Raw genomic sequence first — 16,790 nt, 5'->3', positions numbered from 1 at the left:
TTTTGTACAATAGATACAGCAGTTTAGGAAAAGAGGTGAAGGGTCTTGGCGGATAAAGACTTTGGCCTGAATGATATCGTAGAAATGAAAAAACCGCATCCATGCGGAGCGAACAGCTGGAAAATTATACGCATGGGAATGGATATTCGAATTAAGTGTGAGGGATGCTCTCACAGTGTTATGATTCCGAGAAGAGAATTTGAAAGAAAACTAAAAAAAGTACTAGTCAAGCATGAGGAGCCTACTTCATAAATAGGCCGACACTCATGCTTTTTCATATAGAAGGTAAGGAGAAGACGGCGATGAGCAAAGTGCATCAGTCGGCATGTCCGCTGAATTGTTGGGACAGCTGCGGCTTTTTGGTGACTGTTGATGATGGAAAGGTAACAAAAGTGGACGGAGATCCAAACCATCCGATTACGGAAGGTAAAATCTGCGGCCGCGGCAGAATGCTTGAGACAAAAACAAATTCTCCTGATCGGCTTCGCTATCCAATGAAAAAACAAAATGGCGAGTTTGTGCGGATTTCTTGGGAGCAGGCACTTGATGAAATTGCCGATAAACTTCGGGAAATCAAGGAAACGTCGGAGACGACTGCTGTTTTGCACAGCCATGATTATGCGAATAACGGTCTGTTAAAAGCGCTTGATCAGCGTTTTTTTAATGGATATGGAGGCGTGACTGAAATCGTCGGAAGCATATGCTGGGGCTCCGGCATCGAGGCGCAAAGCTGGGATTTTGGCCGTTCGTACGGTCACGGCCCGCTTGATATTTACAACAGCAAGCATGTTGTTGTGTGGGGAAGAAATGTATCCAGAACAAATATGCACTTATACCATCACTTGCAGCAGGTGAAAAAGAAGGGCGCCACGATTACGGTGATTGATCCGATCTTCAACCCGACTGCAAAGCTTGCTGACCGCTATATCTCTGTAAAGCCTGGAATGGACGGCTGGCTTGCGGCAGCCGTTTTGAAGGTTCTGATTGAGACGGGAAGAACGGATGAAACGTTTATTTCTGAGCATTCTGTCGGTTTTGATGATGTGAAAGAGCTTTTGAAAACTGTTTCTCTGGAAGAGTTTATTGTGAAAACAGAAACTTCTATGGAGGAGCTGGAGTATCTGGCCGGTTTGTATGCTGATGGTCCGGTGTCTACTTTTATGGGGCTTGGCATGCAGCGATATAAAAACGGCGGCGGAACGATTCGTTGGATTGATGCACTCGTTGCGGCAAGCGGAAATGTCGGAATTAAGGGCGGCGGCGCGAATTTCGGAAATGTCCAGATTGGCGAGAGCTTTGCAAAAACAAAGCTGACGTTGCCGGAATTAAAAACAACATCACGTTCTTTTTCAATGATGACGCAGGCTGAAGAAGTGTTGACCGCTGCTGATCCTGCGATTGAGATGATTATTGTGACGTGCGGAAATCCGCTGACTCAGGTGCCGAATACAAATAAGGTGAGACAAGCTTTTGAAAAGGTTCCAATGACGGTCGCGATTGATTCCATTATGACGGATACCGCAAAGCTATGTGATTATGTTTTGCCGACTGCCACTGTTTTTGAAGAAGAAGATATCTACTATTCCAGTATGTATCATCATTATGTTCAGTACGGGAAGAAGATTGTGGAGCCGCAGGGTGAAGCGAAGTCGGACAGCTGGATCTGGTCAGAGCTTGCAAAACGTCTTGGGTTTGGCGAGCTGTTTGAATACAGCACTCAAGAATTTTTAGAGATGGGGCTTTCCTCATTGGAAGCAGAGGATGTGACACTTGAGCGTTTAAAAGAAAAAGGCCACCTCCCTCTTCCAGTAAAACAGGTGCCGTGGGATGATTATCAGTTTTTGACGCCGAGTGGAAAATTTGAATTTACTTCGTCGCTAGCTGAGCAAAAGGGATTTAGCGGCTCGCTTCAATTAAATGTGCCCGAAGAATCTGTTTTCCATAATGAGGAGTTAGCTGAAAAGTACCCTTATACGCTGTTATCCATTCATCCGCAGCGTTCCAACCATTCACAGCATGTGCCGTTTATTGAAAAGCTTCAGCACGTTCAGGTCGATATTTCTCCAGATATAGCGGCTGAGCAGAATCTTCAGGATGGAGACGAGGTTGTCATCTTTAATGACCGCGGACGCTTGAAGGGCAAGGTGAAAGTGATGAAGCAGGCTCATGCGAAGACGATTAATATAGATGAAGGCATGTGGGCGGCTTTTGGAGGGTCAGTCAATGCACTGACAAATGATACAAATTCTGATAATGGAATGGGAAGTACGCTTTTTGACTGTTTAGTAGGCTTGAAAAAAGCATAATCAAAGGGATTGGCAGGCTGAAAATGCTTTTTTGTCAGCTTGTCTTTTCCAGTGAACCTCCTTATAATTGCTCTAGGTTCAAAATACGCTCATACAATGACGGTTTTATATAGAGGAGATGAAAGAATGGCTTTAACAGCTGGAATTGTTGGTTTGCCGAACGTCGGAAAATCAACACTATTTAACGCAATTACACAGGCCGGTGCCGAATCAGCCAACTACCCGTTCTGTACAATTGATCCGAACGTGGGAATTGTAGAGGTGCCGGATGATCGTCTGCAAAAGCTGACTGAGCTGGTCAACCCGAAGAAGACTGTGCCGACTGCTTTTGAATTCACTGATATTGCAGGGATTGTAAAGGGCGCATCTAAAGGAGAAGGACTCGGCAACAAGTTCCTATCTCATATTCGCCAAGTTGACGCGATTTGCCACGTTGTCCGTGCTTTTTCGGATGACAACATTACACACGTTTCCGGAAAGGTTGATCCGATTGATGACATTGAAACGATCAACCTTGAGCTGATCCTCGCTGATATGGAAACGGTTGAAAAGCGGATTACACGCGTCAGCAAGCTTGCGAAGCAAAAAGATAAAGACGCTGTATTTGAGTTTGAGATTTTATCTAAACTGAAAGAAGCGTTTGAAAGTGAAAAGCCTGCTCGATCTGTAGAATTCACTGAAGAGCAGCAAAAGCTTGTGAAGCAGCTCCATCTACTGACTTCGAAGCCTATTTTGTACGTGGCCAACGTAAGTGAAGATGAAGTTGCTGATCCATCTGGCAATGAAAATGTAGCGAAGATTCGCGAGTACGCTGCCGGCGAAAACGCAGAAGTTATCGTTGTGTGTGCAAAAATCGAATCTGAAATTGCTGAGCTTGAAGGCGAAGAAAAGCAAATGTTCTTGGAAGAGCTGGGCATTCAAGAATCAGGTCTTGATCAGCTGATCAAAGCGTCTTACTCTCTTCTCGGCCTCGCAACATATTTCACAGCCGGAGAACAGGAAGTCAGAGCTTGGACATTCAAAAAAGGCATGAAAGCCCCTGAGTGTGCAGGAATTATTCATAGTGACTTTGAGCGGGGCTTCATTCGTGCTGAGACAGTTGCTTATGAGGATCTTCTTGCGGGCGGCGGTATGGCAGGAGCTAAAGAGGCAGGAAAAGTCCGCCTTGAAGGGAAAGAATATGTGGTCCAAGACGGAGATGTTATTCATTTCCGATTTAATGTATAGGATGCAGTTGTAAAGGGACAAGAGCTTTGGTATAATATAAAATTGTGAGTAATAGAATTATTGCTCCTTGCCCATTATGGGCCGCTTAGTCCAAAAGGAGGTGCAAACAGATGAGAAAGTACGAAGTTATGTACATTATCCGCCCAAACATTGACGAAGAGTCTAAAAAAGCAGTTATCGAGCGTTTCAACAACGTTCTGACTTCTAACGGTGCGGAGATCACTGGAACAAAGGATTGGGGTAAACGTCGTCTTGCTTACGAAATCAATGATTTCCGCGACGGTTTCTACCAAATCTTAAACGTTCAAGCTGACGCTGCGGCAGTTCAAGAATTTGACCGTCTAGCTAAGATCAGTGACGATATCATTCGCCACATTGTTGTTAAAGAAGAAGAATAAGCAATTTTGAAATATATAATGGTAAAAGGTGGTCTTTCTTATGCTTAACCGAGTTGTATTAGTCGGAAGACTGACAAAAGACCCAGAGCTTCGTTATACGCCAAACGGTGCGGCTGTTGCTACGTTTACTCTTGCTGTGAATCGTACATTTACGAACCAGTCCGGAGAACGTGAGGCCGATTTCATTAATTGTGTCACTTGGAGAAGACAAGCCGAAAACGTTGCAAACTTCTTGAAAAAAGGAAGCCTTGCAGGCGTAGATGGCCGTTTACAAACAAGAAACTATGAAAACCAGCAAGGACAGCGTGTCTTCGTGACAGAGGTCCAAGCTGAAAGTGTTCAATTTCTTGAGCCGAAAAACGGCGGCGGTTCTGGTTCAGGTGGATACAACGAAGGAAACAGCGGCGGAGGCCAGTACTTTGGCGGAGGCCAAAATGATAATCCATTTGGGGGAAATCAAAACAACCAGAGACGCAATCAGGGGAACAGCTTTAATGATGACCCATTTGCCAACGACGGCAAACCGATTGACATCTCGGATGATGATCTTCCATTCTAATGTGATTATCGCCTAAAATGAAAAAGAAAGGAGGGAAATGACAATGGCAGGAGGACGCAGAGGCGGTCGTGCGAAACGCCGTAAAGTGTGTTATTTCACTTCTAACGGTATCACGCACATCGACTACAAAGATGTAGATCTTCTTAAAAAGTTTGTTTCTGAGCGCGGTAAAATTTTACCACGTCGTGTAACTGGAACAAACGCTAAATACCAACGTAAATTGACTGCAGCGATCAAACGCGCACGTCAAATGGCTTTACTTCCATACGTAAGCGGTGAGTAAGCTGATACGTAAAGAGCAAGGACCTTCGGGTTCTTGCTCTTTTTTATAGGGGGGAGGATGAAACATGAAGTTGATTTCATGGAATGTAAACGGCCTGCGGGCTGTGATGAGAAAAATGGATTTCCTCTCTTATTTGAAAGAAGAGGATGCAGATATTATATGTCTTCAGGAAACGAAGATACAGGACGGCCAGGTTGATCTCCAGCCTGAAGGCTATCATGTGTATTGGAATTATGCAGTGAAAAAAGGATATTCCGGCACAGCTGTTTTTTCTAAGCAAGAACCGCTGCAGGTCATCTACGGTATCGGAGTAGAAGAGCATGACCAAGAAGGCAGAGTGATTACGCTGGAATTTGAAAACGTGTTTGTGATGACTGTTTACACGCCCAATTCCAGAAGGGGATTAGAGCGGATTGATTACCGCATGCAATGGGAAGAGGCTTTATTGTCTTATATTCTTGAATTGGATCAGAAAAAACCAGTGATTTTATGCGGTGATTTGAATGTAGCCCATCAGGAGATTGATTTGAAAAATCCAAAGGCGAACCGGAATAACGCTGGATTTTCAGATCAAGAAAGAGGGGCATTCACTCGTTTCTTAGAAGCTGGCTTTGTTGATTCTTTTCGTCATGTTTATCCTGATCTTGAAGGCGCTTATTCCTGGTGGTCGTATCGTGCCGGCGCCCGGGACAGAAATATTGGATGGCGGATTGATTATTTTGTTGTTTCTGAAAGACTCAAGGAACAGATTGAAGATGCCAGCATATCAGCGGATGTCATGGGTTCCGACCATTGTCCTGTTGAACTTATCATCAATATATGATGAGATAGCAGTAAGGATTTTACACTTACTGCTTTTTTTATATGAAAAAGGAGAAAGAGATGGCAAATATAAAAGAGATCGCAAGACTGGCAAATGTATCTGTTTCGACTGTCTCGCGTGTATTGAATCATCATCCGTATGTGTCTGAAGAAAAGAGAAAGCTTGTTCAACAAGTCATGAAGGATTTGGATTATACACCAAATCGAACCGCAATCGATCTCATTCGCGGGAAAACCCATACGGTCGGTGTGATTCTGCCTTATAGCGATCATCCCTGCTTTGATAAAATCGTTAACGGAATCACCAAGGCGGCTTTTCAGCATGAGTATGCAACGACCCTCCTCCCCACCAATTATAACCCCGCTATTGAAATCAAATATTTAGAGCTGTTAAGAACGAAGAAAATAGACGGTCTCATCATTACTTCCCGCGCCAATCATTGGGACAGCATTTTAGCTTATCGGGAATATGGGCCGATCATCGCTTGTGAGGATACCGGAGACATTGATGTCCCTTGTGCTTTTAATGACAGAAAAGCTGCTTATGCAGAGAGTTTTCGCTATTTAAAGAGCCGCGGACATGAGAATATTGCTTTTACGTGTGTCAGAGAAGCTGATAGGAGCCCGAGCACGGCTGATAAAGCTGGGGCCTATAAAGCTGTCTGCGGAAGGTTGGAAGACCGCCATATGCTGTCCGGGTGCAACGATATGAATGATGGTGAGCTGGCAGCTGAACATTTTTATATGAGCGGACGGGTTCCGACTGCTATTTATGCAAATAGCGATGAAGTGGCAGCTGGAATTCATCTATTTGCCAAAAAGAATAATTGGGATGTTGAAATCATAGGCGAGGGGAATACTTCTATCAGCCGTGTTCTTGGTTTTCCGTCGCTTGATTTGAACCTTGAGCAGCTCGGCATCGCAGCATTTTCTCTATTTTTGAAGGATGAACCCGCTGATATCAAAATTCAGCATAAATTTAAGAAAAAAGCTTGAACTGAAATGCATTTCATACCTTATAACTTCATTGAAGGCGAAGGAGGAGGAAGAAATGCAGATTGAACATACAGCGGTCTGGGTCAATGATTTAGAGCGAATGAAGTCTTTTTATGAAACGTATTTTAATGGCGAAGCGAATGATTTGTATCATAATGAGAAAAAAGATTTTAAGTCTTATTTTATTACGTTTGATTCCGGAGCAAGGCTGGAAATTATGAAAAAAGGGAATGTGACCGATCCGCCCTCACAAACAATGACAGGCTGGGCACATATTGCCTTTTCCGTTGGGAGCCGGGAGAAAGTTGACGAACTGACTGATCGATTGAAGGCGGATGGTTTCGCAGTAGTAAACGGCCCGAGGACAACAGGAGACGGCTACTATGAAAGCGTGATTGAGGATGATGAAGGAAATTTGATCGAGATTACAATCTGACATCTGGAGTGACTTAAATGCTGAGGACAGAAAAAGAAAAAATGGCAGCCGGAGAATTATACAATTCGGAAGATCAACAACTATTACTAGAACGCAAACATGCGAGACAGCTGATTAGACAATACAACGAAACACCGGAAGATGATGCAGTGCGGACGGAGCTTTTGAAGGAGCTGCTCGGTTCGGTTGGGGATCAAGTCACGATTTTGCCGACATTCCGCTGTGATTATGGCTATCACATTCATATCGGAGATCATACATTTGTTAATTTTGACTGTGTCATTTTAGATGTGTGTGAGGTGCGTATCGGCCGTCATTGTTTGATTGCGCCAGGTGTACATATCTACACGGCAGGTCATCCTCTTGATCCGATCGAAAGGAAATCCGGGAAGGAGTTCGGTAAGCCTGTGACAATTGGAGATCAAGTTTGGATTGGAGGCCGGGCGGTGATTAACCCGGGAGTGACAATCGGTGATAACGCAGTGATTGCTTCTGGATCTGTTGTCACTAAGGATGTACCCGCTAATACTGTTGTAGGCGGAAACCCCGCGAGGATTTTGAAGCAATTGTAATGAGATCAGTGCGGCAGATCCGCACTGACTTTTTTAAATCTGTTTTGCATTCGTATTAGGACCGAAGAAGATTAACAGCAAGGAGCATGCGAGCCAGCAGCCCCCAATAAATAAGAAGACGCTGATATAGCCGAGCTGAACGGCAATAAATCCGACAAGCAATGAGCCAAAAATGTTTGAAAAACGGCCAAGACCATAGGCTAAACCGCTGCCAGACGAGCGGTATTCAGTCGGATAAGGTTCAGATGTATAGGCGTATAAGTTCGAGGTAAAGACCCGTTCTGTGATATTCACGATAAAACCAAATACAATGATCATGATGGGAATAAAAGTCATACCATATAAGAGCCCGGCGATGGCCGTCAGAAACGCACTCGCAGCTAAAATCCATTTTCTTTGAAATCTTTCGGAAATCATGGAGCCGAGCAGTGCGCCAAGTGGAGCGCCGACGGAATGCAATACGTTATACCATAATGTATTTTCCATGGTTACGCCATTGCTTTTTAGCAGGCTTGGAACCCATGAAGCAAATCCGTAAAACCCAAACGTTTCAAAAATCCATACAGCAGATAATACGATGGTGATTTTAAGGTTTCTGCCTTTCAATAAGCCTGCGTAACCTGCATGCTGCTTAACAGTTTCGCTTACTTTAGGCTGGGATGCTGCCGGAAGCGGGCCTTTCTCCTTTTCAACCTGTTCCTCAATTCGGTTGAGGATCGCATCGGCTTTCGCATATTCCCCGCGATTTTCGTGCCAGCGAGGTGACTCTTCCAGACGGCGGATGAAGAAAAAATAAATAAGGCCGACGGCACCCCATACAAATACTAGCCTCCATCCCCATGAACCAAGAGGAATGACAAAGGCAGACACAATGTTGGTGATCGGAACCCCGATCAATCCAATCATGGCACAAAAAGAAATATATTTTCCACGTACACTTGAAGGGAAAAATTCCGCCAAATAGCTATTCGTAATGACCATGGCGGCTGCAACGCCAAATCCGGTGAGAAAACGGAATGTCATTAAAGATGGAATGTCCCATGCCGCAGCATTGCATAGCGATGCGATTGAGAAAACAAAGACAAATAGATTTAAGGCTTTTTTGCGGCCGATTCGATCGGACAGCCGTCCGCCCAGTGAAGCGCCTAAAAACATGCCTAAAAACGAAGCAGCCGTTACGTTAGCAATAGTTGAAAGCGGGATGCCCCAATGTTCAATCAGTGCCGGCGCTACATTGCTGAGGGTAAATAAATCTGCGAGATCAAAGAAATAAACAATGCCGAGAGCGGTTAACACTTGGAAATGAACGCGTGAAATCGGAAGGCGGTCTAAACGATTCGCTACGTTTGAGAAAGGATGTGTATTCTTTTGTTTGAAGATCGTATTCATAAAAAACCCCCTTTTAAGTAGTAAGAAAAGACTGAAAATTCCCCTCTTGGGACTATTATAAGTATCTTGGTTCATTGGCAACAGAGTTCAAATCACTAGATGGAAGAACTAAATTCACACTTTATATTTTAATTTTGCTTAAAAGATTTCCAAAACAGTAGATTCATAGACCAATTTATGCAAATATATAGTAATATTCTCATTGAAAGGAAGAGACATAGAAGGAATGAATTCATTTATCCGTCCTATAGAAGGAAACAATACATTGTGGAGATATTTTTTCGCTTTTTTGGTGATGGTAGGGTTATATGTATTCGGGAATATAGCTTACCTTTTCGCTATACTGTTCACGGTTATTGTGAATCCCAATATCACGTTTGATTTGGATGAAGCTGTGTTGAGTGATCCTCTCGTAGATCTTTATTTGTCCCATGTGATTTATTTATTCGCCATTCCGGGAGTTTGGCTGGCTGTGCGCTTTATTTTGAAGCGGCCTTTCCGAACGGTGATAACACCAAATTCAAAGATGAATTGGCGGAGAATTTCCTTTGGTTTTATTGCTTATTTCTTGCTAATGATCGCCGTACAATTGATTGATTTTGTGATTCATCCTGATAGCTATTCAATGCAAGAGTTTAATGCATCACGATTTATCTGGCTGCTAGCGGCTGCCCTCATTTTGGTTCCGATTCAGACATCAGCTGAGGAACTATTTTTCAGGGGATTTTTGCTTCAAGCTTTCGGGAGATTGACGAAAAATCCTCTATTTTTGACACTGATTGTCGGAGGATTGTTTGGCGTATTGCATTTTGCGAATCCAGAAATGAACAATGGCGCTGTCTGGGCAGGAATTGAGTACTTAACATTTGGGTTTGTGTGGACGTATTACACGATTAAAACTGGAAGCATCGAAATATCACTTGGCGCCCATGCCGCGAATAATATGTTTTTGTGTATGTTTATTACAGAAAAAAACAGTGTGTATGGAAGAATTCCTTCTCTGTTTACCGTTACGCGGGGGAACCCGATGTGGGAGGCTTTCTTTACGATAGCGGTCAACCTTGTGTTTGCGGGGATCGCTTTATGGTACCATAAGAAATCAAAAAGTAAGCAGCAAGGGTCTTAATCCCTGCTGCTTATTAATGTGTGGATCGCTTCTTCAATATTTGTTGTCGGCTGCTGGCAGGCGAAGTTTTCACAAATATAAACGGTTGTTTTGCCGTCTATGATGCGGTAGTCTGCTGCAAATGGCGCAATGTCTTTGCATTGCTCAGGCTGCTCTGCCACCAGAATGGAGTCGTTGGGCTTAAAGGCTTTTTGAAGCTCCGCTATAATTTGTTTTCTGGCTGGATCGTCTGCGCTGCCAAAAATCACGATTTCTTTTTTAGGCATCAGATGCCTTAACACACTTTGCATAAAGAAAGCATGGCCGCTCGGATACGCTTCTATGTCTGGCTTGAACACGGAAAACATTGTTTCCGCTTTTTCGATCAGTGATAAGTCGCCTGTGACTTGCCCGAGACGCAGCAGCTGAACAGCTGCCACACTGTTTCCTGAAGGCACGGCGCCGTCGTACACTTCTTTTTCCCGTACGATTAAGGCTTCTGCATCGTGTCCGGTGAAGTAGAATCCGCCATGCTCCTCATCCCAAAATAAGCTGATCATATCGTCTGTTAGTTTCTTCGCTTTTTGTAAAAAAGATAGATCAAACGAAGCTTCATAGAGATCGAGATAGGCCCATAGGAGAAAAGCATAATCGTCGATAAAGCCTTTGTTTTTCACTTCGCCATCACGATATCGGACCATCACACGGCCGTCGATGATTAATTTGTTTTCAATAAATGTGATGGCGTCTTTCGCTAGGCTGAGATATTTCGGCTCCTGGTATACCTTTGCCGCTTTCGCAAAACCCGCGATCATCAGCGCGTTCCATGAGGTGAGCACTTTATCATCGACATGCGGATAGGTTCTTTCCTCGCGTATCTTCAAGAGCTGCTGTCTTGCGTCTTCGAGTTTGAGACTGAGCTCTTTTTCGGTTAACCCGGCATCGGCTTTGATTTGTTCCCACTTTGTGTGAATGAGGTTAGGAATATTTTTGCCTTCAAAGTTTCCTTCTTCAGTGATGTCATACACTTGGCAATACAGCGTTCCGAGATCGTCCCCGAGCGTTTTCAGAATTTCTTCCTTTGACCACACGTAGTACTTTCCTTCTTCTCCTTCTGTATCCGCGTCTAAAGCAGAGAAAAAGCTTCCGTCTTCATGAGTCATTTCCCTCTGAATGAACGTAATGATCTGCTCACAAATCTCTTTATAGCGGCTGTTTTGCGTGACCTGGTAGGCTTCGGTATAAGCGGTTAGCAGCAGCGCATTGTCGTACAGCATTTTTTCAAAGTGGGGAACGAGCCACTCGTCATCGGTCGAATAGCGGGCGAACCCATAGCCGATATGATCGTAAATGCCGCCATTCGCCATGCTGTCCAGCGTTTTCGTCACGTTGTATAAAGGGTTATCCTGCCCCGTATTGTGATGATAACGAAGCAAATACATCAGCATATGGGGCATCGGAAATTTCGGTGCCTGCCCGAAACCGCCGTAGATCGTATCAAACCCGCTGGCAAGCTGCTGGAATGTCAGGGAAATCGCTGACTCGCTAAGGCCTTCGCCTGATTTGGCGGCTGTTTTGGTCTGCAAATGTTTAGCGGCGTTCTCCGCAATATCCTCGACATGCTCACGGTCGTTCGCAAACGTCTCAGACAGATGCTCAAGCACATCAACAAAACCGGGACGATTGAATTTGCTCGTCTTTGGAAAATATGTACCCGCGTAAAACGGCTTCTGATCAGGCGTGATAAACACATTCAGCGGCCAGCCGCCCTGCCCGGTCATCAGCTGGCATATTCTCATATAAACAGAATCCACATCCGGCCGCTCTTCCCGGTCGACTTTAATCGCCACAAACCGTTCATTGAGAAGACGCGCGATTTCTTCGTCTTCAAAGCTTTCGTGAGCCATCACGTGGCACCAATGGCAAGTCGAATAACCGATGCTGACCAGAACCGGCTTGTTTTCGCGTTTTGCTTTTTCAAATGCTTCTTCTCCCCAAGGGTACCAGTCCACAGGGTTGTGGGCGTGTTGGAGTAAGTATGGTGATTTCTCATTGATTAATCTATTGGGTTTACTTTTGTTTGGCATGGGATCACCTTCTTCCTATAATTAGTGTATATTTAACTTAACACATTTTCTCAAAAATAATCCCTATTTCTTTATATAGCTGACTGTTCTTTAGTATTGTACTTAGGAATACGTATTACCCCCGAAGCGGTTAAAACGCCTAATATAACTAACACAGCCCCAATAACTTGAAATACCTTTATTGGTGTTCCAACGGCAAATGAAATAATCATCGTTACAACGGGAACAAGGTTGAAAAATAAAGATGTTTTACTAGCCCCAATCTCTTTAATCCCCTGATTCCACCATAGGTAACCCAAAACACTTGTAAAGAAAGCCATAAAAGCAATTGCCCCCCAAACTCCAATCGGGATGTTCGATAAAGAAACAGGTTTGGATGTAAATAAGGAAACTACTATTAAACTAACAGCACCAATAACCATCGTATAAGTGGTTGTAGATAGCGGTGTACCATCCTTTACAAACCGACGTCCAAGTACGCCATAAAGTGCCCAACAAACGTTACCTGTAAAGATTATTAAGTCTCCTCCTGAAATTGATAAGGTTTTAATGGTTTCGATAGAACCTTGTGTAATGACTAACAATACACCGATGAATGCAAAGAATATGCCGAGTACTTGTTTTTTTGTCATGTTGTCCTTTAAGATAATTCGAGCGAGAATTGCTGTTAATAAAGGATTCAGCCCCATTATTAATGCTCCGTTAACGGGAGATGTATATTTTAAACCAACAAAAAACAAGGCATTAAATCCAAAGATTCCTATAATTCCAAGAACAATGTATGAAACGGCGTTTTTCCGTAATTGACTCTTCTTTATACCTTCAGTAAAAATCAAAATGATGAGCATCACTGCAGCCGCTAAACCGAAACGCCATGCCGCAGAAGACGATGGAGAAAAATATCCAACTGTATATTTTGCAAGATTAAAAGTAGCTCCCGTGAAAATAGAGAAGCCAAGTAACATTATGTATATATTTAAATGTTTCATTTGTTTTCCACTTCCTCTTTCAAAATTGAATAATATGTATCCAGTTTTCCTTTTGTAGTAGAAATCACTTCTTCCAGCTCCCTTTTTTTAATTTCCATTTTCTCTAAGTGCTTGGTTAAAATCTCAATACGTTTATTTATAGATGGGGAGAGTTGTGCCGATTTAACATCCGAATTGATTTTTTCCAAAATGCATCCGTCTTTGACAAACTCATTAATATCCTCCAAAGACATACCTGTTTCCTTTAAACTTTTCAGGAATAACATGAACTGAATATCAGTCTCCGTATAAAAACGCCTTCCACTGTTTTTTCGTTTTGGTGGTGGAAGTAACCCAATCTTTTCGTAATATCTTAATGTATACGAACTAATACTAGTCTTCTCAGCAGCTTTACTAATGGAATACAACAACATCATCCCTCTCATTTAATTAAAGTTAGTTTACAATTTAGAGTTAACTCTAAGTCAAGCAAATAAAAAAACCTGCTACCGCATGGTTACGGATTACAGGTTTTAAAAATGAATGACATAAAAGGTAGACTGTATTGTTTGAACAAATAGTATTATCGTTTAAAATGGCTTCTGTTATCTTTTAATGGAGTTCCACACGATTTGATTATCCCAGGCCACCAATGACAAGTCGTCGAATAACCGATGCTGACCAGAACCGGCTTGTTTTCGCGTTTTGCTTTTTCAAATGCTTCTTCTCCCCAAGGGAACCAGTCCACAGGGTTGTGGGCGTGTTGGAGTAAATATGGAGACTTCTCAGCGATTAATCTATTGGGTTTACTTTTGTTTGGCATGGGATCACCTTCTTCCTAAGTTGGTTATATTCAGGTTACCACAGTTATCCTAAACAAATACAATAACTGACTGCTTATCGATAATTGTGATGTGAAAATATAAACTAATGTTTCATTTTGCCACTTGAGATAAATGCGAATAACGTTTTTCCTTGTTTCGCAATCTCTTCAAATTTTTATAAAAAAAAGTAAAAGTTTAAACCTTAGTCTATATATAATAAGATCATATCAATCAAATGTAGGGGGAGTTATTATGAAGTGCAATAAAATGAACAGGGTACAATTAAAAGAGGGAAGCGTATCAATGGCCCTATAAACTGCGTCTGCCCTCATTAATGGAGGGGAAATTGTGAATACGTCTTATTCACAGTCAACTTTACGGCACAATCAAGTTTTGATTTGGCTTTGTGTTCTATCATTTTTCAGCGTATTAAATGAAATGGTTCTGAACGTCTCATTACCTGATATCGCCAACGATTTTAATAAACTGCCAGCAAGTGCAAACTGGGTGAATACTGCCTTTATGTTAACCTTCTCCATTGGAACAGCTCTATATGGAAAGTTATCGGATCAGCTGGGCATTAAAAAGCTGCTTCTATTTGGGATTATGGTAAATGGCTTTGGGTCGATCATTGGATTTGTTGGACACTCTTTCTTTTCTATACTCATTCTAGCCCGGTTTATTCAAGGGATTGGTGCAGCCGCATTCCCAGCTCTTGTGATGGTTGTCGTTTCGCGCTATATTCCAAAAGAGAACAGGGGGAAAGCATTTGGCCTGATCGGGTCCTTAGTAGCAATGGGAGAAGGTGTTGGACCAGCTATTGGGGGAATGGTTGCTCATTATATCCATTGGTCGTATTTGCTGCTTATTCCAACTGCAACAATTATCACCGTTCCATTTCTTATAAAATTGTTGAAAAAGGAAAAGAGAATAAGAGGACACATTGATATGGCAGGGATTATATTGATGTCTGCAGGTATCTTATTTTTTATGCTGTTTACAACATCTTATAGATTTTCTTTTTTGATCATCAGTATTCTTGCTTTCTTCATATTTGTAAAACACATTAGGAAAGCTCAGGACCCTTTTGTTGACCCTGAATTAGGGAAAAACGTCTTTTTTGTGATTGGAACCCTTTACGGAGGACTAATATTTGGTACAGTAGCAGGATTTGTCTCTATGATCCCTTACATGATGAAAGATGTTCACCATTTAAGTACTGCAGCAATTGGAAGCGGCATTATTTTCCCCGGAACAATGAGTGTCATCATCTTCGGTTACATTGGGGGATTGCTTGTTGATCGGAAAGGTTCCTTGTATGTACTAACTATTGGAAGTGCATTGCTTTCTTCCGGTTTTTTAATCGCTGCCTTTTTTATAGATGCAGCACCATGGATCATGACAATTATAGTAATTTTTGTTTTTGGGGGTCTATCTTTCACAAAAACAGTTATATCTACAGTTGTGTCTAGCAGTTTGAAAGAAAAGGAAGCGGGCGCTGGAATGAGTTTGCTTAATTTCACGAGCTTTTTATCAGAGGGAACGGGTATTGCGATTGTAGGCGGTTTATTATCTATCGGCTTCTTAGACCATAGGCTGCTGCCTATTGACGTTGATCACTCTACCTATTTGTATAGCAATATGCTCATACTTTTTGCAGGAACCATTGTTATTTGTTGGCTAGTAATCTTGAATGTATATAAACGTTCGCGGAGGCATCGCTAAATGAGTGAAAGGATCAATCTTGTGAAAGTAATCCAAGGTTGATCCTTTTTTGTAAAATGAATAAACATGGCATCAATAGCATGTTCTTTAGATTAGCCATCGTTAGCTATACCCAATAGATACGAGAACAGGCTTGTTTTCGCGTTTCGCTTTTTCATATGCTTCTTCTCCCCAAGGGAACCAGTCCACAGGGTTATGAGCATGTTGAAGTAAAATAAGTAGACTTCTCAGCGATTAATCTATTGGGTTTATTGTTAGTGGGCATAGGATCACCTCTTAGCCGATTTACTTAAAAGAGGGAGAATGAAATATACTATAATGTTTAATTATGTTAATGCGTCCTTTCCAGTCTTCTTTACTTTTAATACAAGAGAATGGATATTTTTAGCTTTGTTAAAATTTGATGTTGATAATTCAATAGTATTAAGGAGAACCCATTGGATTCCCCCTTTAGTTCAATAAGAAAAATAACTGTCGAGTGTTACCTTACAATGTATATTTTGGAGGGAAAGATTTTTTTAGCCATTCCAATGATAAACGATTTGCACAACGCCAGAGGAAAATGTTCTTGTATTCACCATTTTTAAATTTATCCTCTGTTTTACATCAATAAACAACGGTTTTCCTTCTCCCAAAACAACAGGGTGAATAGATAATCTAAATTCATCAACAAGCCCCAAATTTATAAAAGTTGTAATGAGACTCGCTCCACCATATAGCCAGATGTCTTTACCAGGATTTTTCTTCAATTTATTTACTTCTTCAAGGATATTATCATTTATAAATATGGCTTGATTATCAATCTCATTTTGTGTTCTGGAAAAAACATATTTCTTTTTACTATGAACCAATTTCCAAAGTTCCTTTTCTGTATCAGGGTCTTCATTTTTTGGAATATATTGTCCCCATAAATCGTAGCTTTTTCTGCCATATAAAATAGTATCAATTTGATTTAAAAAATCAGTAAACCCCATATCAGGGTCCATAATACACCAATCAACTTCTCCATTTTTCCCTTCAATAAAACCATCTAAAGTAACCGCTAAATCTAAAATGATTCTTCTCTGTTTTAAGTTATTTGTCACAACTATTC

General features: G+C 42.0%; 19 protein-coding genes and 1 pseudogene. 13 read left to right on the top strand and 7 right to left on the bottom strand.

Features of this window, described 5'->3' with window-relative positions; all coding sequences use genetic code 11:
• Nucleotides 1–45 precede the first annotated feature (45 nt).
• The 10 genes from ACZ07B_RS17585 to ACZ07B_RS17540 all read left to right on the top strand — a co-directional run bounded on the left by ACZ07B_RS17585 (nt 46) and on the right by ACZ07B_RS17540 (nt 7,599).
• Nucleotides 46–252: a DUF951 domain-containing protein gene (locus ACZ07B_RS17585; protein ID WP_003226838.1), complete on the top strand. Its 207-nt coding sequence runs from the start codon at nt 46–48 to the stop codon at nt 250–252.
• A 50-nt stretch (nt 253–302) separates the two neighbouring features.
• Complete coding sequence (locus ACZ07B_RS17580; RefSeq protein WP_406901471.1) at nt 303–2,306, top strand: molybdopterin-dependent oxidoreductase; 2,004 nt, start codon at nt 303–305, stop codon at nt 2,304–2,306.
• A 126-nt stretch (nt 2,307–2,432) separates the two neighbouring features.
• On the top strand, nt 2,433–3,533 hold the full coding sequence (gene ychF, locus ACZ07B_RS17575; RefSeq protein ID WP_003242727.1) for a redox-regulated ATPase YchF: 1,101 nt from the start codon (nt 2,433–2,435) through the stop codon (nt 3,531–3,533).
• A gap of 110 nt (nt 3,534–3,643) precedes the next feature.
• Entirely contained in the window at nt 3,644–3,931 is a 288-nt protein-coding gene (gene rpsF / locus ACZ07B_RS17570) for a 30S ribosomal protein S6 (RefSeq protein WP_024571351.1), read from the top strand.
• A gap of 40 nt (nt 3,932–3,971) precedes the next feature.
• On the top strand, nt 3,972–4,490 hold the full coding sequence (gene ssbA, locus ACZ07B_RS17565; RefSeq protein WP_003219228.1) for a single-stranded DNA-binding protein SsbA: 519 nt from the start codon (nt 3,972–3,974) through the stop codon (nt 4,488–4,490).
• A gap of 43 nt (nt 4,491–4,533) precedes the next feature.
• A complete protein-coding gene (gene rpsR, locus ACZ07B_RS17560; protein WP_003219224.1) occupies nt 4,534–4,773 on the top strand; it encodes a 30S ribosomal protein S18 in 240 nt (79 codons plus the stop codon).
• A gap of 64 nt (nt 4,774–4,837) precedes the next feature.
• Complete coding sequence (gene xth / locus ACZ07B_RS17555; protein WP_003226843.1) at nt 4,838–5,596, top strand: exodeoxyribonuclease III; 759 nt, start codon at nt 4,838–4,840, stop codon at nt 5,594–5,596.
• 59 nt (nt 5,597–5,655) lie between these two features.
• A complete protein-coding gene (gene ccpB / locus ACZ07B_RS17550) occupies nt 5,656–6,591 on the top strand; it encodes a transcriptional regulator CcpB (RefSeq protein ID WP_327845770.1) in 936 nt (311 codons plus the stop codon).
• Nucleotides 6,592–6,646: 55 nt separating this feature from the next.
• Nucleotides 6,647–7,027, top strand: a complete 381-nt coding sequence (locus ACZ07B_RS17545; protein WP_029726089.1) for a VOC family protein — start codon at nt 6,647–6,649, stop codon at nt 7,025–7,027.
• A 17-nt stretch (nt 7,028–7,044) separates the two neighbouring features.
• Nucleotides 7,045–7,599, top strand: coding sequence for a sugar O-acetyltransferase (locus tag ACZ07B_RS17540; protein ID WP_032722825.1), 555 nt, complete (start codon nt 7,045–7,047; stop codon nt 7,597–7,599).
• A 33-nt stretch (nt 7,600–7,632) separates the two neighbouring features.
• On the opposite strand, the gene ACZ07B_RS17535 is transcribed toward ACZ07B_RS17540, so the two are convergent.
• Complete coding sequence (locus ACZ07B_RS17535; protein WP_406901474.1) at nt 7,633–8,988, bottom strand: MFS transporter; 1,356 nt, start codon at nt 8,986–8,988, stop codon at nt 7,633–7,635.
• 226 nt (nt 8,989–9,214) lie between these two features.
• On the opposite strand from ACZ07B_RS17535, the gene ACZ07B_RS17530 reads away from it, so the two are divergent.
• Nucleotides 9,215–10,114 carry a lysostaphin resistance A-like protein gene (locus tag ACZ07B_RS17530; RefSeq protein WP_464877486.1) on the top strand — a complete coding sequence of 300 codons (900 nt, stop codon included), beginning with the start codon at nt 9,215–9,217 and terminating at the stop codon, nt 10,112–10,114.
• Here ACZ07B_RS17530 and ACZ07B_RS17525 read toward each other — a convergent pair.
• The 4 genes from ACZ07B_RS17525 to ACZ07B_RS17510 form a co-directional block, all read right to left on the bottom strand.
• Nucleotides 10,111–12,180 (bottom strand): thioredoxin domain-containing protein, encoded by a 2,070-nt coding sequence (locus ACZ07B_RS17525; protein WP_464877485.1) that lies wholly within the window; start codon nt 12,178–12,180, stop codon nt 10,111–10,113. The two genes, ACZ07B_RS17530 and ACZ07B_RS17525, sit on opposite strands and share 4 nt — an antisense overlap.
• A gap of 71 nt (nt 12,181–12,251) precedes the next feature.
• Nucleotides 12,252–13,169: a DMT family transporter gene (locus tag ACZ07B_RS17520; RefSeq protein ID WP_003242776.1), complete on the bottom strand. Its 918-nt coding sequence runs from the start codon at nt 13,167–13,169 to the stop codon at nt 12,252–12,254.
• The gene (locus ACZ07B_RS17515) at nt 13,166–13,582 is read right to left on the bottom strand and encodes a MerR family transcriptional regulator (RefSeq protein ID WP_010886646.1); all 417 of its coding nucleotides are present in this window, start codon (nt 13,580–13,582) and stop codon (nt 13,166–13,168) included. Before ACZ07B_RS17515 ends, ACZ07B_RS17520 begins: the two co-directional genes overlap by 4 nt.
• Nucleotides 13,583–13,731: 149 nt before the next feature.
• Nucleotides 13,732–13,971 carry a DUF255 domain-containing protein gene (locus ACZ07B_RS17510; RefSeq protein ID WP_430650527.1) on the bottom strand — a complete coding sequence of 80 codons (240 nt, stop codon included), beginning with the start codon at nt 13,969–13,971 and terminating at the stop codon, nt 13,732–13,734.
• Nucleotides 13,972–14,224: 253 nt separating this feature from the next.
• Between ACZ07B_RS17510 and ACZ07B_RS17505 the strand changes: the two genes are divergently transcribed.
• Together ACZ07B_RS17505 and tet(L) are read left to right on the top strand one after the other, a co-directional pair.
• Nucleotides 14,225–14,287 carry a tetracycline resistance efflux system leader peptide gene (locus ACZ07B_RS17505; RefSeq protein WP_106489641.1) on the top strand — a complete coding sequence of 21 codons (63 nt, stop codon included), beginning with the start codon at nt 14,225–14,227 and terminating at the stop codon, nt 14,285–14,287.
• Between the two features lie 33 nt (nt 14,288–14,320).
• Nucleotides 14,321–15,697 carry a tetracycline efflux MFS transporter Tet(L) gene (gene tet(L), locus ACZ07B_RS17500; protein WP_464877484.1) on the top strand — a complete coding sequence of 459 codons (1,377 nt, stop codon included), beginning with the start codon at nt 14,321–14,323 and terminating at the stop codon, nt 15,695–15,697.
• A gap of 105 nt (nt 15,698–15,802) precedes the next feature.
• On the opposite strand, the pseudogene ACZ07B_RS17495 reads toward tet(L), so the two are convergent.
• A pseudogene (locus ACZ07B_RS17495) lies at nt 15,803–15,962 on the bottom strand (DUF255 domain-containing protein); the annotation flags it as partial.
• A 253-nt stretch (nt 15,963–16,215) separates the two neighbouring features.
• Nucleotides 16,216–16,782, bottom strand: a complete 567-nt coding sequence (locus ACZ07B_RS17490; protein WP_021481097.1) for a dihydrofolate reductase family protein — start codon at nt 16,780–16,782, stop codon at nt 16,216–16,218.
• Nucleotides 16,783–16,790: the final 8 nt, after the last annotated feature.

This window comes from Bacillus sp. 9.4, from assembly GCF_055486415.1.
The sequence above is the reverse complement of the archived record's forward strand: the minus strand, read 5'-3'. Positions and strand labels throughout refer to the sequence as shown.